The sequence below is a fragment of the Micromonospora sp. CA-244673 genome (assembly GCF_050948395.1).
Classification (GTDB): Bacteria; Actinomycetota; Actinomycetes; order Mycobacteriales; family Micromonosporaceae; genus Micromonospora.
The window spans coordinates 1540033-1565550 of record NZ_CP192019.1; the positions used below are offsets into that span (position 1 = coordinate 1540033).

General features: G+C 73.7%; 28 protein-coding genes. 14 read left to right on the forward strand and 14 right to left on the reverse strand.

The window, feature by feature from the left end; genetic code table 11:
* Positions 1–30: 30 nt before the first annotated feature.
* A complete protein-coding gene (locus ACQP12_RS07420; protein ID WP_357937274.1) occupies positions 31–774 on the reverse strand; it encodes an SAM-dependent methyltransferase in 744 nt (247 codons plus the stop codon).
* Between the two features lie 125 nt (positions 775–899).
* Here ACQP12_RS07420 and ACQP12_RS07425 point away from each other — a divergent pair, with 125 nt between their 5' ends.
* Positions 900–1490: a DinB family protein gene (locus ACQP12_RS07425; protein ID WP_433286094.1), complete on the forward strand. Its 591-nt coding sequence runs from the start codon at positions 900–902 to the stop codon at positions 1488–1490.
* Positions 1491–1559: 69 nt separating this feature from the next.
* Here the strand turns inward: ACQP12_RS07425 and ACQP12_RS07430 are convergent, their stop codons facing one another.
* Positions 1560–1832, reverse strand: coding sequence for a hypothetical protein (locus ACQP12_RS07430; RefSeq protein WP_433286096.1), 273 nt, complete (start codon positions 1830–1832; stop codon positions 1560–1562).
* Between the two features lie 72 nt (positions 1833–1904).
* Between ACQP12_RS07430 and ACQP12_RS07435 the strand changes: the two genes are divergently transcribed.
* Positions 1905–2687, forward strand: coding sequence for a methyltransferase domain-containing protein (locus ACQP12_RS07435; protein ID WP_433286098.1), 783 nt, complete (start codon positions 1905–1907; stop codon positions 2685–2687).
* A 141-nt stretch (positions 2688–2828) separates the two neighbouring features.
* Here the strand turns inward: ACQP12_RS07435 and ACQP12_RS07440 are convergent, their stop codons facing one another.
* Together ACQP12_RS07440 and ACQP12_RS07445 are read right to left on the reverse strand one after the other, a co-directional pair.
* Positions 2829–3029, reverse strand: coding sequence for a DUF397 domain-containing protein (locus ACQP12_RS07440; protein WP_433286100.1), 201 nt, complete (start codon positions 3027–3029; stop codon positions 2829–2831).
* The gene (locus ACQP12_RS07445) at positions 3017–3817 is read right to left on the reverse strand and encodes a helix-turn-helix domain-containing protein (protein WP_433286102.1); all 801 of its coding nucleotides are present in this window, start codon (positions 3815–3817) and stop codon (positions 3017–3019) included. The genes ACQP12_RS07440 and ACQP12_RS07445 overlap by 13 nt, the downstream gene beginning before the upstream one ends.
* Positions 3818–4168: 351 nt before the next feature.
* Between ACQP12_RS07445 and ACQP12_RS07450 the strand changes: the two genes are divergently transcribed.
* A complete protein-coding gene (locus ACQP12_RS07450) occupies positions 4169–4435 on the forward strand; it encodes a hypothetical protein (protein WP_433289163.1) in 267 nt (88 codons plus the stop codon).
* Between the two features lie 29 nt (positions 4436–4464).
* The gene (locus ACQP12_RS07455; protein WP_357937269.1) at positions 4465–4683 is read left to right on the forward strand and encodes a flavin reductase; all 219 of its coding nucleotides are present in this window, start codon (positions 4465–4467) and stop codon (positions 4681–4683) included.
* A gap of 26 nt (positions 4684–4709) precedes the next feature.
* Here ACQP12_RS07455 and ACQP12_RS07460 read toward each other — a convergent pair whose 3' ends face one another.
* Both ACQP12_RS07460 and ACQP12_RS07465 read right to left on the reverse strand, forming a co-directional pair.
* Positions 4710–5213 (reverse strand): hypothetical protein, encoded by a 504-nt coding sequence (locus tag ACQP12_RS07460; RefSeq protein ID WP_433286105.1) that lies wholly within the window; start codon positions 5211–5213, stop codon positions 4710–4712.
* 99 nt (positions 5214–5312) lie between these two features.
* A complete protein-coding gene (locus tag ACQP12_RS07465; RefSeq protein WP_433286107.1) occupies positions 5313–6173 on the reverse strand; it encodes an SDR family oxidoreductase in 861 nt (286 codons plus the stop codon).
* Between the two features lie 122 nt (positions 6174–6295).
* Between ACQP12_RS07465 and ACQP12_RS07470 the strand changes: the two genes are divergently transcribed.
* The 6 genes from ACQP12_RS07470 to ACQP12_RS07495 all read left to right on the forward strand — a co-directional run bounded on the left by ACQP12_RS07470 (position 6296) and on the right by ACQP12_RS07495 (position 15125).
* Entirely contained in the window at positions 6296–6916 is a 621-nt protein-coding gene (locus ACQP12_RS07470; protein ID WP_433286109.1) for a TetR/AcrR family transcriptional regulator, read from the forward strand.
* Between the two features lie 135 nt (positions 6917–7051).
* On the forward strand, positions 7052–8416 hold the full coding sequence (locus ACQP12_RS07475) for a glutamine synthetase family protein (protein ID WP_433286111.1): 1365 nt from the start codon (positions 7052–7054) through the stop codon (positions 8414–8416).
* Positions 8417–8455: 39 nt separating this feature from the next.
* The gene (locus ACQP12_RS07480) at positions 8456–9811 is read left to right on the forward strand and encodes an aldehyde dehydrogenase family protein (protein ID WP_433286114.1); all 1356 of its coding nucleotides are present in this window, start codon (positions 8456–8458) and stop codon (positions 9809–9811) included.
* Position 9812: 1 nt separating this feature from the next.
* Positions 9813–10580 (forward strand): 3-oxoacyl-ACP reductase, encoded by a 768-nt coding sequence (locus ACQP12_RS07485; protein ID WP_433286116.1) that lies wholly within the window; start codon positions 9813–9815, stop codon positions 10578–10580.
* Positions 10577–11347: a gamma-glutamyl-gamma-aminobutyrate hydrolase family protein gene (locus ACQP12_RS07490; protein WP_433286118.1), complete on the forward strand. Its 771-nt coding sequence runs from the start codon at positions 10577–10579 to the stop codon at positions 11345–11347. The genes ACQP12_RS07485 and ACQP12_RS07490 overlap by 4 nt, the downstream gene beginning before the upstream one ends.
* Before the next feature lie 124 nt (positions 11348–11471).
* On the forward strand, positions 11472–15125 hold the full coding sequence (locus ACQP12_RS07495) for a SpoIIE family protein phosphatase (RefSeq protein ID WP_433286120.1): 3654 nt from the start codon (positions 11472–11474) through the stop codon (positions 15123–15125).
* An 18-nt stretch (positions 15126–15143) separates the two neighbouring features.
* Here ACQP12_RS07495 and ACQP12_RS07500 read toward each other — a convergent pair whose 3' ends face one another.
* The gene (locus ACQP12_RS07500) at positions 15144–15458 is read right to left on the reverse strand and encodes an STAS domain-containing protein (protein ID WP_433286122.1); all 315 of its coding nucleotides are present in this window, start codon (positions 15456–15458) and stop codon (positions 15144–15146) included.
* A 95-nt stretch (positions 15459–15553) separates the two neighbouring features.
* On the opposite strand from ACQP12_RS07500, the gene map reads away from it, so the two are divergent.
* A complete protein-coding gene (map, locus tag ACQP12_RS07505; RefSeq protein ID WP_357937249.1) occupies positions 15554–16411 on the forward strand; it encodes a type I methionyl aminopeptidase in 858 nt (285 codons plus the stop codon).
* Positions 16408–17124 (forward strand): VIT1/CCC1 transporter family protein, encoded by a 717-nt coding sequence (locus ACQP12_RS07510; protein ID WP_357937247.1) that lies wholly within the window; start codon positions 16408–16410, stop codon positions 17122–17124. The genes map and ACQP12_RS07510 overlap by 4 nt, the downstream gene beginning before the upstream one ends.
* A 16-nt stretch (positions 17125–17140) precedes the next feature.
* Here the strand turns inward: ACQP12_RS07510 and ACQP12_RS07515 are convergent, their stop codons facing one another.
* From ACQP12_RS07515 to ACQP12_RS07545, 7 genes are all read right to left on the reverse strand, one after another.
* Positions 17141–17878, reverse strand: coding sequence for a nucleotidyltransferase domain-containing protein (locus tag ACQP12_RS07515; protein ID WP_433286125.1), 738 nt, complete (start codon positions 17876–17878; stop codon positions 17141–17143).
* Between the two features lie 109 nt (positions 17879–17987).
* Positions 17988–18467: a nitroreductase family deazaflavin-dependent oxidoreductase gene (locus ACQP12_RS07520; RefSeq protein WP_357937243.1), complete on the reverse strand. Its 480-nt coding sequence runs from the start codon at positions 18465–18467 to the stop codon at positions 17988–17990.
* Between the two features lie 59 nt (positions 18468–18526).
* The gene (locus ACQP12_RS07525) at positions 18527–21214 is read right to left on the reverse strand and encodes an FtsX-like permease family protein (RefSeq protein WP_433286128.1); all 2688 of its coding nucleotides are present in this window, start codon (positions 21212–21214) and stop codon (positions 18527–18529) included.
* Positions 21211–21933: an ABC transporter ATP-binding protein gene (locus ACQP12_RS07530; RefSeq protein ID WP_357937240.1), complete on the reverse strand. Its 723-nt coding sequence runs from the start codon at positions 21931–21933 to the stop codon at positions 21211–21213. The genes ACQP12_RS07525 and ACQP12_RS07530 overlap by 4 nt, the downstream gene beginning before the upstream one ends.
* 76 nt (positions 21934–22009) lie before the next feature.
* Positions 22010–22591, reverse strand: a complete 582-nt coding sequence (locus tag ACQP12_RS07535) for a PadR family transcriptional regulator (RefSeq protein WP_357937238.1) — start codon at positions 22589–22591, stop codon at positions 22010–22012.
* Positions 22592–22661: 70 nt separating this feature from the next.
* Positions 22662–23102: a ferritin-like domain-containing protein gene (locus ACQP12_RS07540; RefSeq protein WP_357937236.1), complete on the reverse strand. Its 441-nt coding sequence runs from the start codon at positions 23100–23102 to the stop codon at positions 22662–22664.
* Positions 23099–23548, reverse strand: a complete 450-nt coding sequence (locus ACQP12_RS07545; protein ID WP_357938143.1) for a hypothetical protein — start codon at positions 23546–23548, stop codon at positions 23099–23101. The genes ACQP12_RS07540 and ACQP12_RS07545 overlap by 4 nt, the downstream gene beginning before the upstream one ends.
* Before the next feature lie 264 nt (positions 23549–23812).
* Between ACQP12_RS07545 and rimP the strand changes: the two genes are divergently transcribed.
* Positions 23813–24469 carry a ribosome maturation factor RimP gene (gene rimP, locus ACQP12_RS07550; protein WP_433286132.1) on the forward strand — a complete coding sequence of 219 codons (657 nt, stop codon included), beginning with the start codon at positions 23813–23815 and terminating at the stop codon, positions 24467–24469.
* Positions 24466–25509, forward strand: a complete 1044-nt coding sequence (gene nusA, locus ACQP12_RS07555) for a transcription termination factor NusA (RefSeq protein WP_357937232.1) — start codon at positions 24466–24468, stop codon at positions 25507–25509. The genes rimP and nusA overlap by 4 nt, the downstream gene beginning before the upstream one ends.
* Positions 25510–25518: the final 9 nt, after the last annotated feature.

Here is a 25518-nt window from a genome sequence, read left to right on the forward strand (position 1 = left end):
GGCCACGTGAAGATCATCGCCGCACCACAATTAGCTACGGCGGAGCACCAGCGTCACGAAGCCCAGAACGTTGCGGTAGCCGCGCAACCACTGGTCGCGGTGCTCCCGGGCGACGGTGACCGCCTCGGCGGCGTCCGGGTGGCCGGGGTTGTCCAGCGCCCACTCGGTGAGCGAGCCGATCCACGACCACTCGTAGTCGTCCCACTCGGCGGCGTCGCTGACATGGGCGTACACCGGGGTCCAGCCGGCCTGTTCGGCGGCGTCGACCAGGCCGGCGAGGTCGGTGAACTCCTCCGGCTTCGCATCGAGTGCCGCGAGTGCCTCCGGAGTCGGCGGGACCTGCCAGAACCCCTCACCGACCATGAGGATGCCGTCGGCGTTCACATGCCGACCGGCCAGCTCCAGCGTCCCGCCGAAGCCGCCGAACGCGTGTGTCGACCCGACGCACAGCACCAGGTCGTAGTCGCCGTCCGGCACGTACGTCCGGGCGTCGCGCTCGTGCAGGGTGAGCCGGTCGGCGAGGCCGCGCGCCTCGGCGGCGCCGGCGGCGCGTTCGAGGGCGTACGGGCTGACGTCCACGCCGTCCGCGTGCCCGTCAGGGTAGTGAGCGAGGGCCTGCAGCGCCCAGGATCCCTCTCCGCAGCCGAGGTCGAGGATGCGAGCCGTCGGTTGGCGGCCAGCTCGGCGCAGGAGCCGGTTGACGTTGACACCGAAGATCGGGGCCGCGATGGGGTGCCGCGAGTGCGCGATGCTGCTGAGCCGTTGACGATCCACCGGCAAAGTCAACACGAGTACGGTCCACACCCGCACCCGGGTTGTCGTCCCAGCCGCGACCGACGGCAGGTGCGGGCGTGCTGGCCGGCGCACGATGGCTCGGACCATGAGGAAGACTGGCGGGCATGGCTGACCTGGGCGATGCGAAGGCTGCGCTGCACCACTACCTCCGGGCGACCCGCGAAGACCTGATCTGGAAGCTCGACGGGCTGAGCGAACGCGAAGCCAGAATGCCCCGCACCGCGACCGGCAACAACCTGCTGGGCGTTCTCAAGCACTGCCTCAATGTCGAAGCCGGCTACTTCGGGCCCACCTTCGGGCGCGAATTCCCGACCCCTGAGGAACTGGTTCCCGAGCAGGTGCTCGAGGAGGACCCGCAGGCGGACTGGTACGCGCGGGAGGAGGAGACGAAGGATGGGCTGATCGACCTGTACCGCCGCGTCGGCGAGTTCGCCGATCAGACGATCGAACAGCTACCGCTTGACGCGCCGGGGCAGGTGCCGTGGTGGCGGCCCGGTGGACAGGACGTGACGCTGCAACGGATCATCATTCACGTGACCTGTGACCTCGCTCGTCACGCCGGTCACGCCGACATCATGCGGGAGCAGCACGACGCCGCGATCGGCCTGCGGCGGGAGAGCACCAACATCCCTGACGACTATGACTGGCCGGCGTACGTCACCAGGCTGACCAAGCTGGCTGACCGGTTCGGATAGCCGCCCGGTCCGGCCGGCACAGCCGGAGAGGGCCTGGCTGAGGACCCTTCTCGGGTACGGCATTGCGCTTCAGCCAACGCTCGTCGGTGCTCGTCCAGTGGGGTCCGACGCCTCCCAGACGGCCTGGTCGTCGCTCGGTAGCTCAGGCAGGCCCAACTCGTCGAGCACCGGGCCCAACAGCTCGCGTGCCTCGCGGTAATCGCCTCGCGAGAGCCCAGCGAGTTCCCGCAAGGATGGACTGTCCAGCCCCTCGGCAAGCGCCTGGGCCGCAACCATCGGCAGCTCCTCGCCAGCCAGGTCACCGGCCAGCACCCGCACCCCGACGTCTCGCATGTCGATCACACGCCCGAGTGTCGGGGCCCCGCCGGTCCTCTGTCCACCGGGTTGCGCTGCCGCCGCAATAGGCTGCAGCTCATGCATGGGTTCACCGACGTCGACCGCCAGTCAGCCCCGGACTCGTGGGTCGGCGTGCTCGACCGTCTCGCCGAGGAGCCCTTCTACCAGGCCTACCAGCAGCGGGTCCGTGAGTTGCTCCGTCCCGCGCCTGGCCGTCGCTACGTCGAGGTTGGCGCCGGCACAGGGGCAAGCGCAGCCCACCTGAGGGATGAAAACAGCGTCAGCGTGGCAACCGTGGATCATGCGCGGACCATGGCTGCTGCCATGAAAGCCCGCGGCCTGGCCCAATGCGTCGTCGCCGACGCCCATCAACTGCCGTTTCTCGCCGACACCTTCGACGGGGCATGGGCTGATCGCACCTTGCAACACCTCGCCGATCCCCACACCGCGATCAAGGAGCTCATCAGGGTTGTCCGGCCGGGTGGCCGCATCGTCCTTGCCGACCCCGACTACGACACTCAGGTACTCGACATCGCCGATCAAAGTCTGGCCCGGCGCGTGCTGAGGTTCCGGGCTGATGTCCTCCTCCGCAACGGCACTCTGGCACATCAACATGCCGGCCTTCTCGCCGTACAGGGTCTGGTCGACGTCACCGTCGAGCCTCGAACGCTGCTGGTGCGGAACCCGGCCGCTGTCGACAACGTTCTCGGCCTCCGCAGCTGGGCTGCCACAGCCGCTCAACGCGGCGCACTCGACCCCGCCGAAGCTCGTGCGTTCGAAGATCAGTTCGACGAGGTTGTCGATGCAAACCGGTTCACCTACGCGGTCACGTTCTTCCTCACCGCAGCCACCGTCACCTGAGACTTTTTCAAGTCCCAGTTACGGGAGGGGTGCCGGCTGAGCTGCAGGGGGCGCGTACGGCCCTTGATGACAGCGGTCCCGCAGCAGCTTCGCGCCATTCGGCGAACTGCGCTGGTGGGCCAGTCTGGGTGCGGTGGGAGATCAGCCGACGGGGCCGATCTGCTTCGCGAGGTGGATGAAGGACCGCCACGATGAGGGGTCGATGTGGAGGGTGCCGCCGTCCCGGTCCTTGGTGTCGCGCACCAGCACCACGCCCGGCAGGTTGTCGGCCACCTCGACACAGGAGCCGCCGTTGCCACCGGACCTGGTCGACTTCCGCCACTGCGGGGTCAGCACGTCCATGACTTCGCCACTTCCTTGATCAGCTCGGTTGACTGCCGGCGGGGGAGCGCTTCGTTCCGGACGATCTCCCATGTCTTCGCCAGCTTAGCGATGTCGGCTGGGGCATCGACGATCTGCGCAGTGAGCTGATTGTCGGCGTGAGCCACCCGTGCGCCGTCGGGCAGTTCGGCGATGATGAACTGCCCCGCCAGCCCCAGGTACATCCCAGCATCCACCGGCACGACGTGCACCTGGATATGTTCGCGTCCCGCCTGCTCGACGAGGTGCTCAAGCTGCTCGGCCATCAGGCCCGGCTGATCGAGCACCGGCCGGCGGAGTGTTGCTTCGTCCAGGACGGCGATGAGCTGTGGGGGACGCTCGCGATCGAGGATCGCCTGTCGGTCCAGCCGGGAGGCGATCGCCTGGTCGACGTCCTTCGGGCTGAACCGGCCGCCGGCCAGCGTGGCGCGGGCGTACCTCTCGGTCTGGAGCAGACCGGGGACGTAGGACAGCTCGAACCACCGCAACGTGGCCGCTTCGCGCTCGAATTCGATCCACTCCCGCAGCCAGGCCGGCGTCGTGTCGAGCCTGCCGAGCTCACGCAGCATCCGGCCGAACCGTCCCCCGGTGTGGTGCTGGTCGTCGACCGCCTTCATGTACTCGACCGTCGGCGGGCGGCCGCCGGTCTCGACCGAGCTGACGTGGGACCCGGAGTAGCCGATGGTTCGGCCGAAGTCGTCCTGGCTGAGCCCGAGGGCGGCCCGGAACAGACGTAGCTCGCCCAGTACGTAGTTAGTCGCGGTCCCCATCGATCCCTCAACTCCTGCTCAGTTTCGACCGGCGCTTGCTCGTGACTGCCCAACCATCGGCTTGACCTGCGCGGATGGTGCGAGCGCGTATCGACGGTAGTGGTGTCCTAACCAGACTGTCACGCAGGCGGGTCCGGTCGGCGCAGGAGCACGAGGGAGTCCCGCTCGGGGTCGTCCTGCCGCCGCCAATTGCCGGGCGCCCCATCCAGCTACGAGGAGGCTGATGTGCGTACCCGATGGTTCCGGTGTTTCACCGGCAAGCTGCCGACACTGCGGGAGCCGGCCCGGGCGTCGCGGCCGGTGGGCGCCGGCCCCGCAGTGGCGGGCAAACGGGAGCCACTGGTGACCGGCATGCTCAGCGTCACCGCGCACGTCGCCCGCCGCCCGACCTGGCACTGCGAATGCTGCGGCACGCCCTGGCCCTGCCCGGCCTTCCGCACGATCCGGCTCGAACCGGCGGCGCTCATTCCGGTCCTGTCGTCCCTGCTCCCTGACGCGATCCGGGACCTGCGTGGATGCCCGGAGGGGCCGGAGCCGTCGCACATCGTCCGGCGGTTCCTGTGGTTCCTGCCGCTGACCGGCGAGGAAGCCCGCGCCGTGGCCCGCCGGCTGCGGTGATGGGGCGCCGGACCATCCCGCACGTCCCGATGCGTCCGCTCTGGCGTTGCCGGAGCTGCGGCGCGCAATGGCCCTGCCAGCCGGCCCGGCTGTCGCTGCTTGTCGAGTACCGGGGGGACCGGACGGCGCTGCTGGTGTATCTCGGCACGCTGATGGCCGAGGCCACGGAGCAGTTGACCAGGCTGAACCCGGATCGCGTGCCGGACCTGCACCACCGCTTCCTCGCCTGGGCGCGGGCGCGCGGCTGACCCGGCACACGGCGCGCCGCCCGTCGCTAAACCCGCTCGGGGCGGTCCGAGTTGGGGAAGCGGAACGGTACGCCCAGGTGGTCGGCGAGCGCCGCGCCGAGGCGACGCGCCGTCGCGGCAGCCGGCCACGGTGGGACCCGGCCGGTGAAGCCGGCCAGGTTGTCCCGGTGCCGGACCAGGGTGAGCGGGACGTCGCCCAGCGGGCCGTGCAGGACGGCGACCAGCAGCACGTCCGGGGTGGGTCGCTCACCGCGCCACCGCGCCCCGATCGCCGTGGGTGGTGCCGGCAGCGCCGCCACCCGGGCGAGCAGCGCCGGCAGGTCGGCGCCCGGTGGCGGGTCGTGGCGCAGATCCTCCTGGAGCGCGGCCAGCCGGTGCAGGACCAGTTCCTGGCAGTCCTGCAGCGGCGGCCGGGGAGTCACAGCGTCGGAGATGGCGCGGATCGCGGGGATCAGCCAGCCGTGGGCGATGTGCCGGTCGACCCGGTCCTGGTCGGCCCCGGTCAGCCGGCCCCACAGCGCCTCGTCCACCCCGGTATTGACGCACGGCCGGCGGCGGTCGGTCGATCGCGTTTGCCACGGTGTCCGCCGGGCACCCGCCGCGTCGGCCGCCGGCCACGCGGAAGGTCGTCAGTCCGTTCCGCTGGGGGCGGGGACGGCATGCTCGGCCGCTCGGCTGACCTGCTCCCAGCCCGCCCAGGTGTCCATGCGCCGGCGTGAGATGTCGAACGCCAGGTCGTAGACCATGCTGCCGAGCAGGAGCCGCAGCGGCGGGTCGTCGCTGTCGACCAGTTTCAGCAGCGAGTCGGCAGCGAGTCGGGGATGACTGTCGATCGAGCCGTCCGCCCACTGCCGTTCCAGCTCCGCGCGCAGTGGACCGTAGGCCTCCATCGGCGTCGTGGTGGCCATGCTGGTGTACAGGTCCGTCCAGTAGCCGCCGGGCTGGATGATGCTGACCTTGACGCCGAAGGCTGCCGCCTCCATCGCCAGGGCCTCGCTCATGCCTTCCAGCGCGAACTTGCTCGCGCTGTACATCCCGGTGCTCGGGAAGCCGCCGAGTGCGGCGATGCTGGAGACCTGCACGATGTGGCCGGCGCGTCGGGCACGTAGGTGCGGCAGCACGGCCTGGCTGACCCAGAGCGCCCCGAAGAGGTTGACCTCGAACTGGGCACGCGCCTCAGCTTCGGTGAACTCTTCGATCATGCCCATGGACATGGCGCCGGCGTTGTTGACGACGATGTCGAGCCGCCCGAAGTGCTCGACCGCGGTGGTCACGGCGGCGAAGACCGCAGCCCGGTCGGTCACGTCGAGCCGCAGGGCGAGCAGCCGGTCGCCGTATCGGTCATCGAAGTCGTTCCGCGTGATGCTCCGAGCTGCGGCGACCACCCGGTCGCCGCGTTCGAGTGCCGCGATGGTGAACGCACGGCCCAGGCCACGGCTCGCGCCCGTGATGAACCAGGTACGCGTAGCGGTGCCGGATGAGGTGCGCATAGCGGATCTCCACTCTCCCGTACTGAGACGAGACGGTTCGTCTCGTCGCTGAGGCGACAGTACGTCATTGGTCTCCGCAACACAAGACGAGACGGTCCGTCTCAACCGGTAGGGTGGCCCACGTGACGACACCGCACCGAGCAACGCCCAGCGTGGCCCGCCGGAACGAGGCCTCGCGGCGGGCCATCCTCGCCGCCGCGTTCGAGCTGCTCCAGGAAGTCGGATACGCCAAACTCAGCATCGAGGGCACCGCCGCACGCGCCGGCGTCGGCAAACAAACCATCTACCGCTGGTGGCCGTCGAAGGGCGCGGTCATCTTCGACGCCTTCCTCATGCTCAGTGAGGGCAGCGAGGGTGAACCTGTCGCGCTGCCCGACAGCGGTGACCTGGAAGCCGACCTGAGCGCGGTCCTGCACGCCACGGTCGCGGAGTTGAACGATCCCCGGTACGACCGTCCGATGCGGGCGCTGGCCACCGAGATCGCGAACGACCCCGAACTGGCCGCCGCCTACCGCCAACGGCTGGACGGACCGATGAAGGAGGCCAAGCGGCAACGGCTGGTCAGCGCCCAGCGGGCCGGGCAACTCGCCGAAGACCTCGACCTCGACGTGGCCGTGGAGATGATCTGGGGTCCGGTGCTCAACCGTTGGCTGCAACGCAGTGGACCACTCACCGCCGAGTACACCGACCGTGTCATCACCACCGCTCTCAACGGCTTGCGCCCACGCCCGTCCGGCCGTTGAGCCGGCACCGCTGTCGAGCAGGCCCGCTACCGACCCGGCGCCGGCCCCCGGCCGATCGCGTTTGCGACGGTGTCCGCAGGGGGCATTGACGGTGATCCGGTTCTGCCAGTAGACCTTGGTGATGGAGGCGCGCCGATGAGGAAAGCTCCGCTCACGCTCGAACAGCTGCGCGTCGCGGTCGCCGAGGGCGAGATCGACACGGTGGTGCTCGCGCTGACCGACATGCAGGGCCGCCTCCAGGGGAAACGGTTCCACGCGCCGTACTTCCTGGACCAGGTCGTGGCGCACGGCAGCGAGGGTTGCAACTACCTGCTCGCCGTGGACGTCGACATGAACACCGTCGACGGGTACGCCATGTCGAGCTGGGAACGCGGCTACGGCGACTTCGCCATGCGGCCCGACCTGGACACGCTGCGCCGGGTGCCCTGGCAGCCCGGCAGCGCGATGCTGCTGGCCGACCTGGAGTGGCTGGACGGTTCCGGGCCGGTGGTCGCCTCGCCCCGGCAGATCCTGCGCCGGCAGCTCGACCGGCTCGCCGCTCACGGGCTGACCGCGTACGCGGGCACCGAGCTGGAGTTCGTGCTGTTCCGCGACTCGTACGAGGAGGCGTGGCGGCGCGGCTACCGCGAGCTGACCCCGGCCAACCAGTACAACGTGGACTACTCGCTGCTCGGCACGGCGCGGGTGGAGCCGCTGCTGCGCCGGATCCGCACCGAGATGGCCGGCGCCGGGCTGATCCCGGAGAGCGCCAAGGGCGAGTGCAACCTGGGCCAGCACGAGATCGCCTTCCGCTACGACGAGGCGGTGGCCTGCGCCGACCACCACGTCATCTACAAGAACGGGGCGAAGGAGATCGCCGCCCAGGAGGGCATGTCGATCACCTTCATGGCCAAGCCGAACGCGCGGGAGGGCAACTCCTGCCACATCCACTTCTCGCTGCGCGACTCCGACGGCCGCTCGGCCATGCTCGGGGACGGGCCGGCGCACCTGTCGGCCACCGGGCAGCGGGTGCTGGCCGGGCTGCTCGCCACCATGCGCGAGTTCAGCATCCTGTTCGCCCCCAACATCAACTCCTACAAGCGCTACCAGCCCGGCTCCTTCGCGCCGACCGCGCTGCGCTGGGGCACCGACAACCGCACCTGCGCGCTGCGGCTGGTCGGGCACGGCCAGGGGATGCGGGTGGAGAACCGGGTGCCGGGCGCCGACGTCAACCCGTACCTGGCGATCGCCGCGCTGGTCGCCGGTGCGGTGCACGGCATCGAGCGGGAGCTGGAGCTGGGCGAGGAGTGCGGCGGCAACGCGTACGACGACGCCGAGGCCGAGCGGGTGCCCGGCACGCTCCGCGACGCCCTCGCCCTGTGGGAGTCCTCGGCGACGGCCCGGGAGGCGTTCGGCGCCGAGGTGGTCGACCACTACGCCAACACCGCTCGGGTGGAGCTGGCCGCCTTCGACGCGGCCGTCACCGACTGGGAGCTGGTGCGTGGCTTCGAGCGCCTCTGACCTTGCGCTCGGGGTGTCGCCAGGAGAAGGGTGGGGCGCGTGACCCAGGTGATCAACCCGGCGACCGGTGAGCCGCTGCGCGAGGTGCCGGCCACCTCGCTCGCGGAGACGGACGCGGCCATCGAGCGGGCGGCGGCGGCCTTCGAGACGTGGCGCGCGGTGGCGCCGGGGGACCGGGCGCGGCTGCTGCGGCGGTTCGCCGCCGTGGTCGACGCGCACCGGGAGGAGCTGGCGCTGCTGGAGGTGCGCAACGCCGGCCACACCATCGGCAACGCGCGCTGGGAGGCCGGCAACGTCCGGGACGTGCTCGACTACTACGCGGGAGCGCCGGAGCGGCTGACCGGGCACCAGATCCCCGTGCCGGGCGGGCTCGACGTCACCTTCCACGAACCGCTCGGCGTGGTCGGGGTGATCGTGCCGTGGAACTTCCCCATGCCCATCGCCGGCTGGGGCTTCGCCCCCGCGCTCGCCGCCGGCAACACGGTGGTGCTCAAGCCGGCCGAGCTGACCCCGCTGACCGCGCTGCGCCTGGCCGAGCTGGCTCTCGACGCCGGCCTGCCGGAGGGCGTGTTCACCGTCCTGCCCGGCCAGGGCAGCGTGGTGGGCGAGCGGTTCGTCACCCACCCGGCGGTCCGCAAGGTCTGCTTCACCGGCTCCACCGAGGTCGGCGTCCGGATCATGGCGGGCTGCGCCGCCCAGGTGAAGCGGGTGACGCTGGAGCTGGGCGGGAAGTCCGCCAACCTGGTCTTCGCCGACGCCGACCTGCCGAAGGCCGCGGCCAGCGCGCCGGCCGCGGTCTTCGACAACGCGGGCCAGGACTGCTGCGCCCGCTCCCGCATCCTGGTCCAGCGCTCGGTGTACGACCGCTTCCTGGAACTGCTCGAACCGGCCGTGCGCGGGTTCCGGGTCGAGGACCCGGCCGCCGAGACCGCCGAGATGGGCCCGCTGATCTCCGCCGGGCACCGGGACCGGGTCTCCGGGTACGTCGCCGGGGCGAAGGTCGCCTTCACCGGCGACCGCCCCGACGGCGGCGGTTTCTGGTACGCGCCGACCGTGCTGCTCGCCGACTCCCCGGCCGACCGGCACTGGCGGGAGGAGATCTTCGGCCCGGTGGTGTCGGTGCTCCCGTTCGACGACGAGGCGGACGCGATCCGCCTGGCCAACGACACGGAGTACGGGCTCTCCGGCTCGATCTGGACCCGGGACGTGGGCCGCGCGGTCCGGGTGGCCCGGGCGGTCGAGTCCGGCAACCTCAGCGTCAACTCGCACTCCTCGGTGCGCTACTGGACCCCGTTCGGCGGGATGAAGCGCTCCGGCCTCGGCCGGGAGCTGGGTCCGGACGCGCTGCACGCCTTCACCGACGTCAAGAACGTGTTCATCAGCACGGAGGAGTGAGATGCAGGGACGGCTTCAGGACCGGGTCGCCGTGGTGACCGGGGCGGGCAGCGGCATCGGCCTGGCCACCGTGCGGCGGTTCGCCGCCGAGGGGGCCCGGGTGGTCTGTGTGGACATCGACGCCGAGGCGGGCAAGCGGGCCGCCGACGAGGTGGCCGGCGAGTTCGTCGCCGCGGACGTGGCCGACGAGGCGGCCGTCCGGGACCTCTTCGACGGGGTGGCCGAGCGGCACGGCCGGGTGGATGTGGCGTTCAACAACGCCGGCATCTCGCCGCCGGACGACGACTCGATCCTGGAGACCGGGCTGGACGCCTGGGAGCGGGTGCTGCGGGTCAACACCACGAGCGTCTACCTCTGCTGCAAGTACGCCATCCCGCACATGCGCCGGCAGGGCAAGGGGTCGATCATCAACACCGCCTCGTTCGTGGCGCTGATGGGGGCCGCGACGTCGCAGATCGCGTACACGGCGAGCAAGGGCGGGGTGCTCGCGATGACGCGGGAGCTGGGCGTGCAGTTCGCCCGGGAGGGCATCCGGGTCAACGCGCTCTGCCCCGGCCCGGTCGCCACCCCGCTGCTGCTGGAGCTGTTCGCCAAGGACCCGGAGCGGGCCGCCCGCCGCCTCGTCCACGTGCCCATGGGCCGGTTCGGCAACCCCGCGGAGATCGCCGCCGCGGTGGCCTTCCTGGCCAGCGACGACGCCTCGTTCATGACCGCCGCGCAGTTCGTGGTCGACGGCGGGATCACCGGCGCGTACGTGACACCCCTATGAGTCGACGGCCGCTGATCGGCATCACGTCGTACGTCGAGCCGGCCGGCTGGGCGGTGTGGCGGGACGTGCCGGCGGCGCTGGTGCCGCAGGCGTACGTCCGGGCGGTGACCGCGGCGGGCGGCCGGGCCGTGGTGCTGCCCCCGGACGACGCCGACGCCGACGTGCTGCGGGTGCTGGACGGCCTGCTGCTGGCCGGCGGCGCCGACGTCGGCCCGGAGCGGTACGCCACACCGCCCGACCCGCGCACCGAGAGCCGGCCGGACCGGGACGCCGGCGAGCTGGCGTTGCTGACCGCCGCGCTCGCCGCCGACCTGCCGGTGCTCGGCGTGTGCCGGGGCATGCAGCTGCTCGCGGTGGCCTACGGCGGCACGCTGCACCAGCACCTCCCGGACGTGGTGGGGCACGACGGTCACCGGCCGGCACCCGGCGTGTACGGGTCGCATCCGGTCCGGTTCGCCGCCGGCAGCCTGGCCGGGGCGGTGATGGCCGGGGTGGACCGGGTCAACTCGTACCACCATCAGGGGGTGGCCGACCCGGGCGGCCTGGCCGTGACCGGCTGGGCCGACGACGGGGTGGTGGAGGCCGTGGAGGATCCGGCGCGGCGCTTCCTGCTCGGCGTGCAGTGGCACCCGGAGAACGACCCCGATCCGCGGCCGGTCGCCGCTCTGGTCCGCGCGGCGGCCGGCGCCGCGACGTCCCACGACACCGCCCGGACCGAGCCGCGGGAGCGCTCGACTCGCCGCCGGCCGGAGGTTCCGTCAGGATGAGGCGTAGGTAACCAGCGTCCCGGGGCGGCGATGCGTTACGTTGCTCCTCCGCCTGGGTAGTAGGCGGGGCACGACCGGCGTGGCTGCGCCGGTCGTCGTGGACTCGGCCGGAGCGGGAGGCTGCATGGGTTCGGCCCAGGGGGGCGGGGGCGTGGGTCGTTCGTCCTCGGAAACCGGGGAGGCTCTTCCGCCACTGCTGAGCGCGGCGTTCGCCGCGGGAGGCGAGATGGGCGAGCGACTGCGCGGCTTCGACTGGTCCCACTCCCCGCTCGGCGCCCCGCACGGTTGGCCCCCCGCACTCAGCCACGCGGTCAGCACGATGCTCTCCTCCCGGGCCCAGATCGTGCTGTTCTGGGGCGCGGACCACCTGGCCTTCTACAACGACGCCTACCGGCCCACCATCGGCGACAAGCACCCGGCGGTCCTCGGTCAGTCCGCCCGGCAGCACTGGGCGGAGACCTGGGACGTGCTCGGGCCGCTGCTCGACGGCGTGCACGGCACCGGCGCGCCCTACCGTGGCGAGAATCACCCCTTCGTGCTCAACCGGCACGGCTTCCTGGAGGACGTCTACTTCGACATCTCCTACGACCCGATCCGGGACGCCGACGGCAGCGTCAGCGGGGTGTTCTGCTTCGTCAACGAGACCACCGGGCGGGTGGTCGGCGAGCGCCGGCTGCGGGCCCTGGCCGAGCTGGGCACCGAGCTGGCCGACGTGCGCAGCACCGTGGAGCTGGGCCGGGCCGCCGCCCGGGTGCTCGACACGCATCGGGCCGACGTGCCGTTCAGCGCCGTCTGGCTGCACGACGAGGACGGGGTCCCGGCGCTGGCCGGCTGCTCCGGGGTGGCCCCCGCCACGATCGCCGGCGGGCCACCACGCCCCGGTGACTCCCCGGAGACGCCCCGCTGGGTCTCCACCGCCGAACTGCTCGGCGCGGTGCCGCCGGACGCCGCCGACCGGGCCCTGCTGGTGCCGCTCACGGCGACGAACGAGCCGGCCGGCGTGCTGCTGCTCGGGGTGGCCCGCCGGCTGCCCTTCACCGACGAGTACCGCCACTTCGCCGACCTGGTGGCCGCCCAGATCTCCCGGGCCGTCGGCAAGCAGCGGGCGTACGAGCAGGAGCGGGCCCGCGCCGCCGCCCTCGCCGCGCTGGACCGCGCCAAGACCAACTTCTTCGCCAACGTGAGTCACGAGTTCCGCACCCCGCTCACCCTGGTGCTCGGGCCGCTGGAGGACCTGCTCGCCGACCGCGACGTGCCCGACGCGTACCTCGACCGGCTGACCGTGATGCACCGCAACGCGCTGCGGTTGCTCAAGCTGGTCAACACGGTGCTGGATTTCTCCCGGCTGGAGTCCGGCCGGCTGACCGCCCGCTACCAGCCCACCGACCTGGCCGACTACACCGCCCGGCTGGCCAGCACCTTCCGCTCGGCCACCGAGCGGGCCGGCCTGCGCCTCGTGGTGGACTGCCCGCCGCTGCCCTCGCCGGTCTACGTCGACCGGGACATGTGGGAGAAGATCGTCCTCAACCTGGTGTCGAACGCCGTCAAGTTCACCTTCGACGGCGAGATCCGGGTCCGGGTGGCCGCCCGAGCCGACGCGGCGGTGCTGGAGGTCACCGACACCGGGGTCGGCATCGCGCCGGAGGAGCTGCCGCAGGTGTTCGAGCGGTTCCACCGGGTGTCCGGGGCCCGCGCCCGCACCCACGAGGGCACCGGCATCGGCCTCGCCCTGGTCCGCGAGCTGGTCGAGATGCACGGCGGCACGGTCGAGGCGCACAGTGTCGTCGACCAGGGCACCACCTTCACGGTCACCGTGCCGTTCGGTTACGCGCACCTGCCCGCCGACCGGGTCTCGGCCCTCGCCGCGCTGCCGCCGGCCGAGCCGGAGCAGGCCCGGCTCTACGTCGCCGAGACCGCGCTCTGGACCGACGAGGTGGCCCGGCCCGGGGGGCTGCCCGAATCGGTCGGGCTGTCGGGCGGAGCGGGCCGGATCCTGGTCGCCGACGACAACGCCGACCTGCGCGAGCACGTCAGCCGGTTGCTCTCCCCGGCGTACGAGGTGGTCACCGTGCCGGACGGCGTGGAGGCGCTGCGGCTGGCCGTCGACTCCCCGTTCGACCTGGTGCTCACCGACGTGATGATGCCCCGGCTGGACGGGTTCGGGCTGGTCACCGCACTGCGCGGCAACCCGGTCACCCGGCACGTGCCGATCGTGCTGCTCTCCGCCCGGGCCGGCGCGGCGGAGGAGGTCGCCGGGCTCTCGGTCGGCGCCGACGACTACCTCACCAAGCCCTTCTCCAGCCAGGAGCTGATCGCCCGGGTCCGGGCCAACGTCGAGCTGGGCCAGCTCCGCGGCCAGATCATCCGCCGGCTGCGGGCGCTCGCCGACGCCGCCGTGGCGATCAACACCGCCCGCTCCACCGCCGAGGTGGTGCAGGTCGCCGCGCGGCACGCGCTCCGTCTGGCCGAGGCCGCCCGGGTGGTGGTCACGGCCACCGGCGCGCGGTACGAGGCGGACGGCGGCGGGGACGCGTCCGCCGAGCCGTCGGTGGTGCTCCCGCTGACCGGCACCACCGAGGAGCAGCTCGGCGAGCTGCGGGTCTGGCGCCGGGAGGGCGGCGGCACCGAGCAGGCGGCACTCACCGAGCTGGCCCGGCTGATCGGCGTACGGCTGGAGAACGCCCGGCTCTACGAGGCCGAGCACCGGATCGCCACCACCCTCCAGCACAGCCTGCTGCCGCGTACGCTGCCGCAGCTCCCCGGCGCCGTGGTGGCCAGCCGCTACCTGCCGGGCAGCGCCGACGTCGAGATCGGCGGCGACTGGTACGACGTGATCGGCACCCCCGACGACGAGCTGGTGCTGGTCATCGGCGACGTGGTCGGCAAGGGGGTGCGGGCCGCCGCCGCGATGGGGCAGCTCCGCAACGCGCTGCGGGCGTACGTGCTGGAGGGCTACGACCCGGGCGAGGCGCTGACCCGGCTCAACCGGTTGGTCGGCTCCACCGAGGGCGGGTCGTTCGCCACCGTCGTCTGCCTGCGCTTCTCCCCGCGCACCGGCCGGCTCCGCTACGCCAGCGCGGGCCACCCCTCGCCGTTGCTGATCCGGGGAGGCGCCGCCGTGTTCCTTCACGACCGGGCGCTCGGGCCGCCGGTCGGGGCGATCCCCGGCACGGCGTACCGGACCGTCGACGCCGAGCTGGCGCCCGGCGGCCGGCTGCTGCTCTACACCGACGGGCTCATCGAGGACCGGCAGGCCGGCATCGACGCCGGGCTCGGCCAGCTCCGGGCGGACGCGACCGCCCCGGGCGAGCACGTGGCCGACCTGGTCGACGCGGTGGTGGAGCGGGTCGCCGGGCGGACCCGGCACGACGACGTGGCGGTGCTCGCCCTGGAGGCGACCGAGCTGAACCGCTTCGCGCTGCGGCTGCCGGCCGACCCGACCCGGCTCAGCGTGCTGCGCAAGCGGTTGGAGGACTTCCTCGTCGCCCACCACGTCGGCGAGACCGACCTGTTCGACCTCACGGTGGCGATCTCCGAGGCCGCCGCCAACGCCATCGAGCACCCGGTCGACCCGGCCGAGCCGACGATCGGCGTCGAGGTGACCATCGAGGACCGGACGGTGACCGCCACGATCCGGGACAGCGGCCGGTGGAAGGAATCCACCGGGTCCAGTTTCCGGGGCCGGGGACTGTCGCTGATCCAGGCGCTCGGCGAGATGACCGTGACCCGCACGGACGACGGCACCGAGTTGGTCCTGCGCCGCCGGCTGGCGGGCTGAGGCCGCGGCGGGCGGCGGCTAGGCCTGCTCCAGCCAGCGCTGCTCGCCCAGGCCGGAGATCTCCAGCACCCGCCGCACCTGCCGGGACGGCAGCACGGTGAGCGCGCCGGGGAGCTGCTGGGCCAGCCGGACCACGGCGTGGATCGCGGCCGAGTCGAAGAAGGTCACCGCCCGCAGGTCGAGCGTGACGTGGCGGGCGGACTCCCGCAGGACCGTCTGGTACATGGTGTCGGCGGTCGCCATGTCGACCTCGCCGGCCACCCGGACGCGCAGTTGATCACCGTCGATCTCCGCCGTCGCGGAGAAGACGGGCGGCGCGCCCCCTTGATCCACGGAGCAACAATGGCACAGCCCTTGCGGTGCGGCAACAACCCGGGCGAGCGGGCCGTGGCGGGGGTCACCAGGAGTGCGGCGATAGGCTTGTCAGCATGACCGTCCGTGCGCCGCTGACCCCAGGCACGCTCTCCCCGTGGCGAGCGGTTCCCGCTGACATCCCGCGTCCCGAATACGTGGGCAAGAAGCGTCCCCAGGAGTGGCGCGGCTCGCACGTGCAGACGCCGGAGACCATCGAGAAGATGCGCGTGGCCTGCCGGCTCGCCGCCCAGGCCACCCAGCTCGCCGGGGAGCACTGCAAGCCGGGCGTGACCACCGACGAGATCGACAAGGTCGTCCACGAGTTCCTCTGCGACCACGGCGCCTACCCGTCGACGCTGGGCTACAAGGGCTTCCCGAAGTCCTGCTGCACCAGCATCAACGAGGTCATCTGCCACGGCATCCCCGATTCGACGGTGCTCGAGGACGGCGACATCATCAACGTCGACGTGACCGCGTACATCGGTGGGGTGCACGGCGACACCGACGCCACCTTCTGCGTGGGCGAGGTGAGCGAGGAGGCCCGCCTGCTGGTCGAGCGGACCCACCAGGCGATGATGCGCGGCATCAAGGCGGTCGCACCGGGCCGGCAGATCAACGTGATCGGCCGGGTCATCGAGTCGTACGCCAAGCGGTTCGGCTACGGCGTGGTGCGCGACTTCACCGGCCACGGCATCGGCGAGTCCTTCCACAGCGGCCTCTACGTGCCGCACTACGACAGCCCGCGCCCCACCGACGTGATGGAGCCCGGGATGACGTTCACCATCGAGCCGATGATCACCCTCGGCACCTACCAGTACGACATGTGGGACGACGGCTGGACCGTGGTCACCAAGGACCGCCGGTGGACGGCGCAGTTCGAGCACACCATCGTCGTGACCGACGACGGCCACGAGATCCTCACGCTGCCGTGACCGACACCCCGGCGGCGCTGCGCGAGGCGCACCACGCGGACGTGTCCGGCGGCTGGCTCCGGCCGGCCGTGTTCGGGGCGATGGACGGGCTGGTCACCAACATCGCCCTGATCGCCGGGGTCGGCGGCGGCGGGGTCTCCCCGCGCAGCGTCGTCCTCACCGGCGCGGCCGGCCTGGTGGCCGGCGCCATCTCGATGGGGCTGGGTGAATACACCAGCGTCCGCTCGGCCAACGAGCAGGTGGCCGCCGAGGTGGCCAAGGAGCGGCGCGAGCTGGAGCGGCACCCGGAGGCGGAGGCCCGCGAGCTGGCCGACGCGTGGGTGGCCCGGGGGCTGCCGCGGGACCTGGCCACCCAGGTCGCCGAGGCGGTCCGACGCAACCCGGAGGAGGCGCTGCGGGTGCACGTCCGGGAGGAGTTGGGCGTCGACCCCGACGAGCAGCCCAGCCCGTGGGCGGCGGCGATCTCCTCGTTCCTCTGCTTCTCGGTCGGCGCGCTGGTGCCGCTGATCACCTACCTGCTCGGCTTCACCAGCCTCGCGCTGGCGCTCGCCGTCGGCGGGGTCGGGCTCTTCGTGGCCGGCGCGATCGTGGCCCGGTTCACCAACCGCACCTGGTGGACGAGCGGGCTGCGGCAGTTGCTGCTCGGCGCCCTGGCGGCCGGCGCCACCTACCTGGTCGGCGCCCTGATCGGCATCCAGGGCGGGATCGGTTGACCGGCCCGGGCACGCCCTAGCCGCCGAGCAGGTCGTCCACCGTGCCGTCGACCGGGCGGCCCCGGGCGGCCAGCTCCTCGGCCTGGCGGGCCAGCACCGTGCCCACCTCGGTCATGTCCGCGCCGGCCAGGCCGGTGCGCCGCACCGCGTCGCCCGGGTCCCGGAAGTAGGTGCGGCTCAGCAGCCCCTGCACGGTGGCCGCGGCCAGCCGGGCCTCGCCGAGCATGAGCAGCGCCGGGTCCGTCTCGTACCACTCGGCCAGCCGCAGCGCCCGGGCGTGTGCCGCGCTGCCCCGGTACCAGGCCTGGCGGGCCGCGGCGGTGAACTCGGCCGGCCGGGCCCGGGCCAGCCGGGCGAGGTGCCCGTCGCGGAGGGAGCGCAGCCAGCCGGTCGGATCGTGCAGGGCGCGGGTGGTGACGTAGCGGTCGGCGGTGAGCGGCCAGAGCGCCGTGATCGCCGTGGCCTGCCGCAGGTAGTCGTCGGCCCCGGCCACCGTGAGGTCGACCAGCACCCCGTCCACCCGGCGGGTGGACGGCGACGGCCCGCCGCCCGGCCGGTAGGTGGCCACCAGCAGCCCGACCTCGCCGTTGCCGCCGCCGTCGTCGTCGCCGTGCGCGAGCGGGCCGTGCACCGCCACGGCGAGTACGTCCGCCCGGAACCGGCGCAGCGCCGCGTCGCTCACCCGCTCGGCGACCCGCCAGCGGGGATCGTCCAGGTAGCGGTCGGTGTCCAGCTCGGCGCCGCCGGCTCCCACGGTCCACCTCCGTTCCGCGCGCGGCCCGCCCGGCGGCGGCCCGGCGCGCGTCGACCGACCACCACCCTAGCCAGCCGGACCGGGCCCGCCGGCTCGCCGCGCCCGAGGGTCAGGCGGCCGGCTCGCCCACCGGGACCAGCCGGAACACCCGGATCTCCCGGCCGCCGGCCCGCTCCACATAGGTGCGGTAGGCCGGCCACTCGTCGACCAGCCGGGTGAACAGCCGCTCCCGCTCCGCGCCGCTGATCGGCTCGGCGCGCACCGGGACCCGGCGCCCCTTGACGTCGACCTCGGCGGCCGGCTGGGCGAGCAGGTTCAGCGACCAGGCGGGCTGGTGCTGCTGCCCCCAGTTCGAGCCGATCACCACGAAGGCGTCGCCGTCCGGCACGTAGAGCAGGGGGTTGCTGCGCGGCTTGCCGGAGCGGCGGCCGGTGGTGGTGAGGACCAGCGAGGGCACCAGCCCGAAGGCGACCACCCGCCCCTTCGTGAGCCGGCCGACCAGCCGGTCGGCGGGGACGAGCAGGCGCATGGTGGCGGCGAACCACTTCTGGTGACCGAGACGACGGGTGAGGGATCCCAGGGCGGACACCCGCCCAGTGTGCCGCCCGCACCCCGCCGGCGACACCCCCCCGACCGGATCGAGCGGTGTCAGTCCAGCCGGCGCTCGACCGGCAGGCGGGACCGGGTGAGCAGGGCCGCCCCGACCATGGCCACCAGCGGCACCACCACCAGCACGGTCAGCGTCGACCCGGGCACCACCAGCGGGTACGGCGGCTCCACCGGCCAGGACTGGGCGTAGCGGCGGTTGAGCGAGACCAGGATGATGGCCGCCGAGCCGAGGCCGGCGACGATGCCGAGCACCGATCCGAGCACCGCGATCACCCCGGCCTGGCAGAGCGACAGCACCCGGCGTACCCGGGGATCGGCGCCGACCGCGGCGAGGGTCGACAGGTCCCGGCGGCCCTCCGCGGCGGCGAGGCCGGTGGCCACCGCGGCCGCGCCCAGGGTGATCAAGCCGGACGCCCCGGCCAGCAGGAGCAGCAGCGGTCGCTGGTCGAACGGCGGCCCGGCCGTCGCGACCTGGACCGCCAGCGGGGCGACCTCGGTCAGCTCGGCGGCCAGCCGGTCCCGATCGCGGGCGGTCGGCGCGTCGGCGGTGTCGACCAGGTAGCCCAGCGGCGCGGCCACGAGGCCGAGCGTGGTGGCCGCCGCCGGAGAGAGCACCACCCGGTCCACCGGCAGGCCGCCGCGCAGCGCGTAGCCGGGCAGCGTGCCCACGGCCGTCGGGGCGTCGGAGCCGTGGCTGACCTCCACCCGCACGCGGCCGTCCACCACCTGCCCGGGATCGGTGACCACCACGCCACCCGCCCCCAGCGTGCGGCGGGCCGCCGCCACCTCCTCGGCCGGGCCGCCGGTCAGCGCGGGCAGCGCCGTTCCGTCGTCCACGATGGCCGGCAGGTAGAAGTCGCTCGGTTCGCGGAACGGCCGGGCGCAGCGCGGATCGGTCCGCGCCGAGGGCGGTCCGGAGCCCATCGGGTCGTACGGGCAGCGCTGCTCGGGCGGGCGCACCGCGGTGGCGACGCAGTAGTCCTCCTTGTCCGCCGGCCGGGCGCAATCGGGAGTGGCGAGCGGGACCACGGTGGCTCCCGGCAGCACCGCCCGGACCCGCTCCGCCACCTGGCCGGCCGGGGGCAGCGCGCTGTCGGCCGGCCCGTCGGTGCGCTGGAGCAGCACGTGCCCCGGGGGCAGGCCGGGCTGCCAGGCGGCCCGCTGCCGGGCGTCGTCGCTGGCCACGTAGACGCCGAGCGCCACGCTGCCGGCCACCGCCGCCATCACCGCGGAGATGGCGGGCGCGGCCGACGAGCGGTTGCGGCTCGCGTCGCGCAGCGCCAGCCGGGGCGTCAGCGGCAGCAGCCGGCCGGTCCGGGCCAGCAGCCCGATCAGCGTCGGGGTGCAGAAGACCAGCCCCAGCTCGCCCAGGACCACCCCGGCCAGCACCCCCGTCGGCGTGGTCCGGGTGGCGCCGACCGCGGCCACGGCGGCGCCGGCCACGGTGAGCAGCAGCCCGAGGGCCAGCCAGCGGCGCCCCGGTCGCGGCGCCTCCCGCCGGCCGGCAAGCCCGGCCACCACGTCCTGCCGGGCCGCCGTCCAGGCCGGGGCGAGCGCGGCCAGCACACCCGCCAGCACCGCCACCGCGATGATCGCCACGAGCGCCGCCGGGAAGACCCGGTACGCCCCGAAGCGCGCCTGGATCACGTACTGCTCGACCAGCGGGCGGCCGGCGAACGCGGCGCCGATGCCGAGCAGCAGCCCGACGGCCGCCCCGCCCGCGCCGAGCACCACCCCGTCGGCGAGCACGATCCGGCGCAGGTGCGCGGCGTCCCCGCCGGCCACCGCGACCAGGGCCAGGTCCCGGCGCCGCCGGCGTACGCCGACCGCGAAGGCCGGGCCGACCAGCAGCACGACCTCCAGCAGGCCGAGCCCGCCGACCAGCACCGTGTTGCCGGCCTCCTCGGCGTCGGGCAGGTCCGGTCCGGTGGCCATCTCGTCCCGTCCGGGCAGCGGGTTCCGGGCGGTTACCAGGATTCCCCGGGCGTTCAGCCGGTCGACCAGCGTCCCGTCCACCGGCCCGGGCAGGTCCACGAGCCAGCTCTCGTCCGCCGCGGCGGGCGGCCCGGGCGGCAGCTCCGGCCGGAGCGCGACCACCTCCCGGAGGTTGTCCGGGAACTCCACCACCCCGACCACCCGGTAGGTGGTGCCGTCGACGGTCCGCACCGGCTCGCCGAGCCGGGCGCCCAGCCGGCGCAGCGCCGCCGGGCTCACCGCGATCTCGTCGGAGCGGGTGGGCCGCCGGCCATCCCGCAGGGTGGCCAGCGGGCGGGCGAGCGGGTCGGTCAGGTCGACGGCGCGGGCGTCGAACGACACGGTCTTCCGGTCCACCCGTACGTCGAACGGCACCCACCGGCGCAGCGGGGTGAGCCGGGTGCCGGCGGGCAGCAGCGCCCGCAGCTCGTCCGCCGTCACCGGACGGGTCCGGGGCACCGCGTCACCCTGGATCGGCCAGGAACCCTCCCCCCAGGCGTCCTGGGTGATCGGGTTCACGTCGGCCCAGCGCAGCTCCGCGTCGGCGGCGCCGAGCTGCCGGTCCATCCGCTCGGCCCGGCTCAGCTCGGCCATGTCGTAGCTCACCGCGGCGAAGCTGAGCCCGAGCACCGGCAGCGCGATCATCACCAGCACCAGGGCGGTACGCCGGCGGGCCCGGAGCGCCTCCCGCCGGGCGATCCGCAGCGCGGTCCGCCACGACCCGAGCGTGGCGGCGAGCCGGCCCCGGTTCACCGACCGCTGCCGCTGAGCAGATGCTCCACGCCGACGAGCGGGGCCGTCGAGTCCACCAGCACCCCGTCGCGGAGGAACACCACCCGATCCGCCCAGCCGGCGTGCCGCGCCTCGTGCGTGACGAGCACCCCGGCCGCGCCGGCGTCCACCCGGCGGCGCAGCAGGTGCAACACCGCCTCGCCGGCCTGCGAGTCGAGCGCGCCGGTGGGCTCGTCGGCGAGCACCAGGCGGCGCTCGCCGACCAGGGCCCGGGCGATCGCCACCCGCTGCTGCTGGCCGCCGGACATCTGGTCGGGGAAGCGGTCCGCCAGCCCGGCCACGTCCACCTCGGCGAGCGCGGCCAGGGCCTGCCGGCGGGCCGCCCGGACGCCGGCGCCGTCCAGTTCGAGGGGGAGCGCCACGTTCTCCACGGCGGTGAGGCTGCCGAGCAGGTTCAGATCCTGGAAGACGTAGCCGATCCGGCGGCGGCGCAGCCGGGCCAGGTCGCGGGCCGACAGGCCGCCGAGGGACTCGCCCTCGACCAGCACCTCCCCGCCGGTCGGCCGGTCCAGGCCGCCGGCCAGCGCCAGCAGGGTGGACTTGCCGGAGCCGGACGGCCCCATGACGGCCACCAGCTCGCCGGCGGCCACGGTGAGGCTCACCCCGCGCAGCGCGTGCACGGCCGCCTCGCCGGCGCCGTGGGTCCGGTGCACGGTCCGCAGTTCCAGCACCCCGTTCACCGCGTCACCTTCGCTCGCGACCTCGGGGCACGCAAGACCGGCTCACTCCTCGCGCTCACGAGCTCACCTGCTGCCGTCACCGGCGGGCCTCCTCGTCGGCCCGGTCCACCGCCTCCGGGTGGGTGACCGGCCGGCTCGGCGCCGGACGGTGGCGGACCAGGCTGGTCTCGCAGTGGTCGAGCCAGCGGACCTCGGCCTCGGCCTGGAAGATCATCGCGTCCAGCACCAGGCGCCAGGGCAGATCCTCCGGCTTGTCACTGCCGTACTTCAACCGGGTGAACTCCTGCAGGGCCCGCATGGTGGCGCTGCGCTGGGTCTGCACGACCGCGCGGACGTCCACGCCGGGGGTGGTGAGGGCCAGGGCCAGCTTGATCGACAGCTCGTCGCGGGGCCGGTCGGCCCGGCTGATCGGGGTCGCGAACCAGAGCGTGAGGTCCGCCCGCCCGGCGTCGGTGATCTCGTACGGCCGCTGCCCGGCCTCGCTCTCCGGCAACGAGCGGACCAGGCCGTCGCGCTCCAGCCGGGCCAGGGTGGTGTACACCTGCCCGATGTTCAGCGGCCAGGTCGACCCGGTCGACTCCTCGAACGCGGAGCGGAGCTGGTAGCCGTACATCTGGCCGCGCTCCAGGAGGGCGAGCAGGCCGTGGCGGATGGACATGGCCAGGAGTATGCATACCTGGTATGCGGTCCGCAACCGCAGGGTTCCGCCGGGTGACCGGGGCCTCCGCTCAGGCCGGCCGGCCGGGGAACGGCACGGTGACCGGGGTCACCCCGGCGGTGCGCCGCCAGCGGGTGGCCCGCAGCGCGCAGTCGGTGAGCGCCGCGAGCGCCCGGTTCCGGTCCGCTCCGGTGGTGTGCGGCAGCGCCGCCCGCCAGTGGCCGGCGCTGCGCTCCTCGATCTCGACGGCCAGCTTCAGGGCGCTCGCCCGGTCGGTCACCGGGTAGGGCAGCGCGTAGCCGGCCCGGTCGGCGGGGACCTGACCGCCGCCCGAGCTGAGCTGGAGGACGAGGGCGTCCCGGCGGGACCGGTGGGCCGCCTCGGCGGAGCGGGCGGCGGAGCGGGCCGCCCCGGTCAGGTGCACGCCGATCACGCCGTACGCCCAGATGGCCGCGTACTCGGCGGCGAGCGCGTCGCCGAGGGCCTGGGTCGGGCCGCTGGTCGGGGTCACTTCAACGCCTCCAGGTGGGTCGCCCGGGCCGCCGCGATCGACCCGAGCAGCGCGGCGCGCTCGGCGGGCGCGGCGGCGCACGCCTTCGCGGCGTTGTCCCGCCCCTCCTGCTCGGCCTGCCGCAGCTCGGTCCGGACCGTGTCCGGGTCGGCCGCGGCCCCCGTCGGGCTGGCGGCGGGGCTGCCGGACGGTGCCGGCCGGCCGATGACCTTCCGCAACTCCTCGGCGTGCGCCCGGTGCGCGTCGGCGATCGCGGTGCACCGCTCGGCCAGCGCCGGGACGGCGGTGGCGGCGGCCCGGTAGCGGGCCTCCAGCGCGGTGGCCTCGGCCGCGAGCGGCTCCAGCGGATCGGGCGGCCGGGACTTGTCGTCGCGGTCGAAAAGATCACAGCCCGTCAACGGCACGGCCGCGCCGCCGAGCGCCACCAGCGCGCCGGCGCGCAGCAGCGCCCGCCGGGAATGCCCCGGTGCGCCCTGATCCGATGTCGTTCTGACCGTCGCCACCGGACAAGTCAACACCATCTCCGCCGCCCTGTGGGCCAGTGGCGTCGGTGCGCCGCCGGGCCCGCCGCCCGGCCCGCGCGTTACGCTCTGCGCAGCCACCGGGCGCGGACGCCCCGGTGGCGTGCCGGCATGGCGGGCCGACCGGCCCGCCCGAGCAGTGACACGACGGACCCTCGGGCCCGTGGCAACAGCAGAGAGGTGCGCCGAATGACGCAGCGTGGCCGTGCCACCCGGCCGACGGGGCCCTCCGGGCGCCCCCGTCGGTCCGACGGCCCCCGTGGCGCGGACCGGGGCGGCGCACCCCGCGGCGACCTGAACGCGCGCCGGGCCCGGCTGCGCGAGGTGATCGAGCCGGTGGTCACCGCCGCCGGCTACGACCTGGAGGACCTCTCCGTGTCCCGCGCCGGCCGCCGGCACGTGGTCCGGGTGATCGTGGACGCCGACGGCGGGATCAACCTGGACGCCGTCGCGGACGTCTCGCGGGCGGTCTCGGCGGCGCTGGACGCCGCCGAGGAAGCCGGCGGGGACATCGTGGCCGGCGAGTACCAGCTCGAGGTCAGCTCGCCCGGCGTGGACCGCCCGCTCACCCTGCCCCGGCACTGGCGGCGCAACGCCGGCCGGCTGGTCAGGGTGACCGTCCACGGCCCCGAGGGGGACCGGCAGGTCACCGGCCGGATCGCCACCGCCGACGACGAGCGCGTGGCGCTGGAGACCGACGCCGGCCGTGCGGAGCACCCGTACGCCGAGCTCGGCCCCGGCCGGGTCCAGGTGGAGTTCACCCGCCTGGACGAGGTGGCCGACGAGGACTTCGGTGACGACACCGACATCGACGACGACGAAGATCTGGAGGACGAGGAGAGGTGAACATCGACCTCGCGGCGCTGCGCGCACTGGAGCGCGAGCGGGAAATCCCGTTCGACACGATCCTCGCGGCGATCGAGACCGCGCTGCTGACCGCCTACCGGCACACCGACGGCGCCGAGCCGCATGCCCGGGTGGAGATCGACCGCAAGACCGGGGCCGCCTCGGTGTACGCCCAGGAGGTGGACGCCGACGGCAGCGTGGTCCGGGAGTGGGACGACACCCCGCACGACTTCGGCCGGATCGCGGCCATGACCGCCAAGCAGGTGATCCTCCAGCGGCTGCGGGAGGCCACCGACGAGGTGCACTTCGGCGAGTACGTCGGCCGCGACGGCGACCTGGTCACCGGCGTGGTGCAGGCGCACGAGGCGCGGGCCGAGAAGGGCATCGTCAGCGTCGACCTGGGCAAGCTGGAGGGCGTCCTGCCCCAGTCCGAGCAGGTCCCCGGCGAGCGCTACGCGCACGGCGAGCGGATCCGCTGCGTCGTGGTGCACGTCGCAAAGGGCATGCGCGGCCCGCAGATCACCCTCTCCCGGTCGCACCCGGCCCTGGTGAAGAAGCTCTTCGCCCTGGAGGTGCCGGAGATCGCCGACGGCACCGTGGAGATCGGCGCCATCGCGCGTGAGGCAGGTCACCGCACGAAGATCGCGGTGCGCTCGACGGCCCAGGGGGTCAACGCCAAGGGCGCCTGCATCGGCCCGATGGGCCAGCGGGTCCGCGCGGTGATGAGCGAGCTGCACGGCGAGAAGATCGACATCATCGACTGGTCGGACGACCCCGCCACCTTCGTCGGCAACGCGCTCTCCCCGGCCAAGGCGCTGCGGGTGGAGGTCGTCGACCTGGCCAGCCGGACCGCCCGGGTGACCGTCCCGGACTTCCAGCTCTCGCTGGCCATCGGGCGGGAAGGGCAGAACGCCCGGCTCGCGGCCCGGTTGACCGGTTGGCGGATCGACATCCGCTCCGACGCGGAGCAGAGCGGGGCGGCCGGCCGGGGCGGAGCTGATCACGTTCCCGAGGCGGGCGGCGCGATCTCGAGCAGCTAGGGGTAGACT

Excerpts from the sequence above, each read along its gene's own strand:
- ACQP12_RS07495 (WP_433286120.1), top strand. The coding sequence starts at position 11,472 with ATGGGTTCGGCCCAGGGGGGCGGGGGCGTGGGTCGTTCGTCCTCGGAA.
- rimP (WP_433286132.1), top strand. The coding sequence starts at position 23,813 with ATGACGCAGCGTGGCCGTGCCACCCGGCCGACGGGGCCCTCCGGGCGC.
- ACQP12_RS07490 (WP_433286118.1), top strand. The coding sequence starts at position 10,577 with ATGAGTCGACGGCCGCTGATCGGCATCACGTCGTACGTCGAGCCGGCC.
- ACQP12_RS07455 (WP_357937269.1), top strand. The coding sequence starts at position 4,465 with ATGCGTCCGCTCTGGCGTTGCCGGAGCTGCGGCGCGCAATGGCCCTGC.
- ACQP12_RS07425 (WP_433286094.1), top strand. The coding sequence starts at position 900 with ATGGCTGACCTGGGCGATGCGAAGGCTGCGCTGCACCACTACCTCCGG.
- ACQP12_RS07475 (WP_433286111.1), top strand. The coding sequence starts at position 7,052 with ATGAGGAAAGCTCCGCTCACGCTCGAACAGCTGCGCGTCGCGGTCGCC.
- ACQP12_RS07435 (WP_433286098.1), top strand. The coding sequence starts at position 1,905 with ATGCATGGGTTCACCGACGTCGACCGCCAGTCAGCCCCGGACTCGTGG.
- ACQP12_RS07465 (WP_433286107.1), bottom strand. The coding sequence starts at position 6,173 with ATGCGCACCTCATCCGGCACCGCTACGCGTACCTGGTTCATCACGGGC.
- ACQP12_RS07445 (WP_433286102.1), bottom strand. The coding sequence starts at position 3,817 with ATGGGGACCGCGACTAACTACGTACTGGGCGAGCTACGTCTGTTCCGG.
- map (WP_357937249.1), top strand. The coding sequence starts at position 15,554 with ATGACCGTCCGTGCGCCGCTGACCCCAGGCACGCTCTCCCCGTGGCGA.
- ACQP12_RS07485 (WP_433286116.1), top strand. The coding sequence starts at position 9,813 with ATGCAGGGACGGCTTCAGGACCGGGTCGCCGTGGTGACCGGGGCGGGC.
- ACQP12_RS07440 (WP_433286100.1), bottom strand. The coding sequence starts at position 3,029 with ATGGACGTGCTGACCCCGCAGTGGCGGAAGTCGACCAGGTCCGGTGGC.
- ACQP12_RS07450 (WP_433289163.1), top strand. The coding sequence starts at position 4,169 with ATGCTCAGCGTCACCGCGCACGTCGCCCGCCGCCCGACCTGGCACTGC.
- ACQP12_RS07535 (WP_357937238.1), bottom strand. The coding sequence starts at position 22,591 with ATGTCCATCCGCCACGGCCTGCTCGCCCTCCTGGAGCGCGGCCAGATG.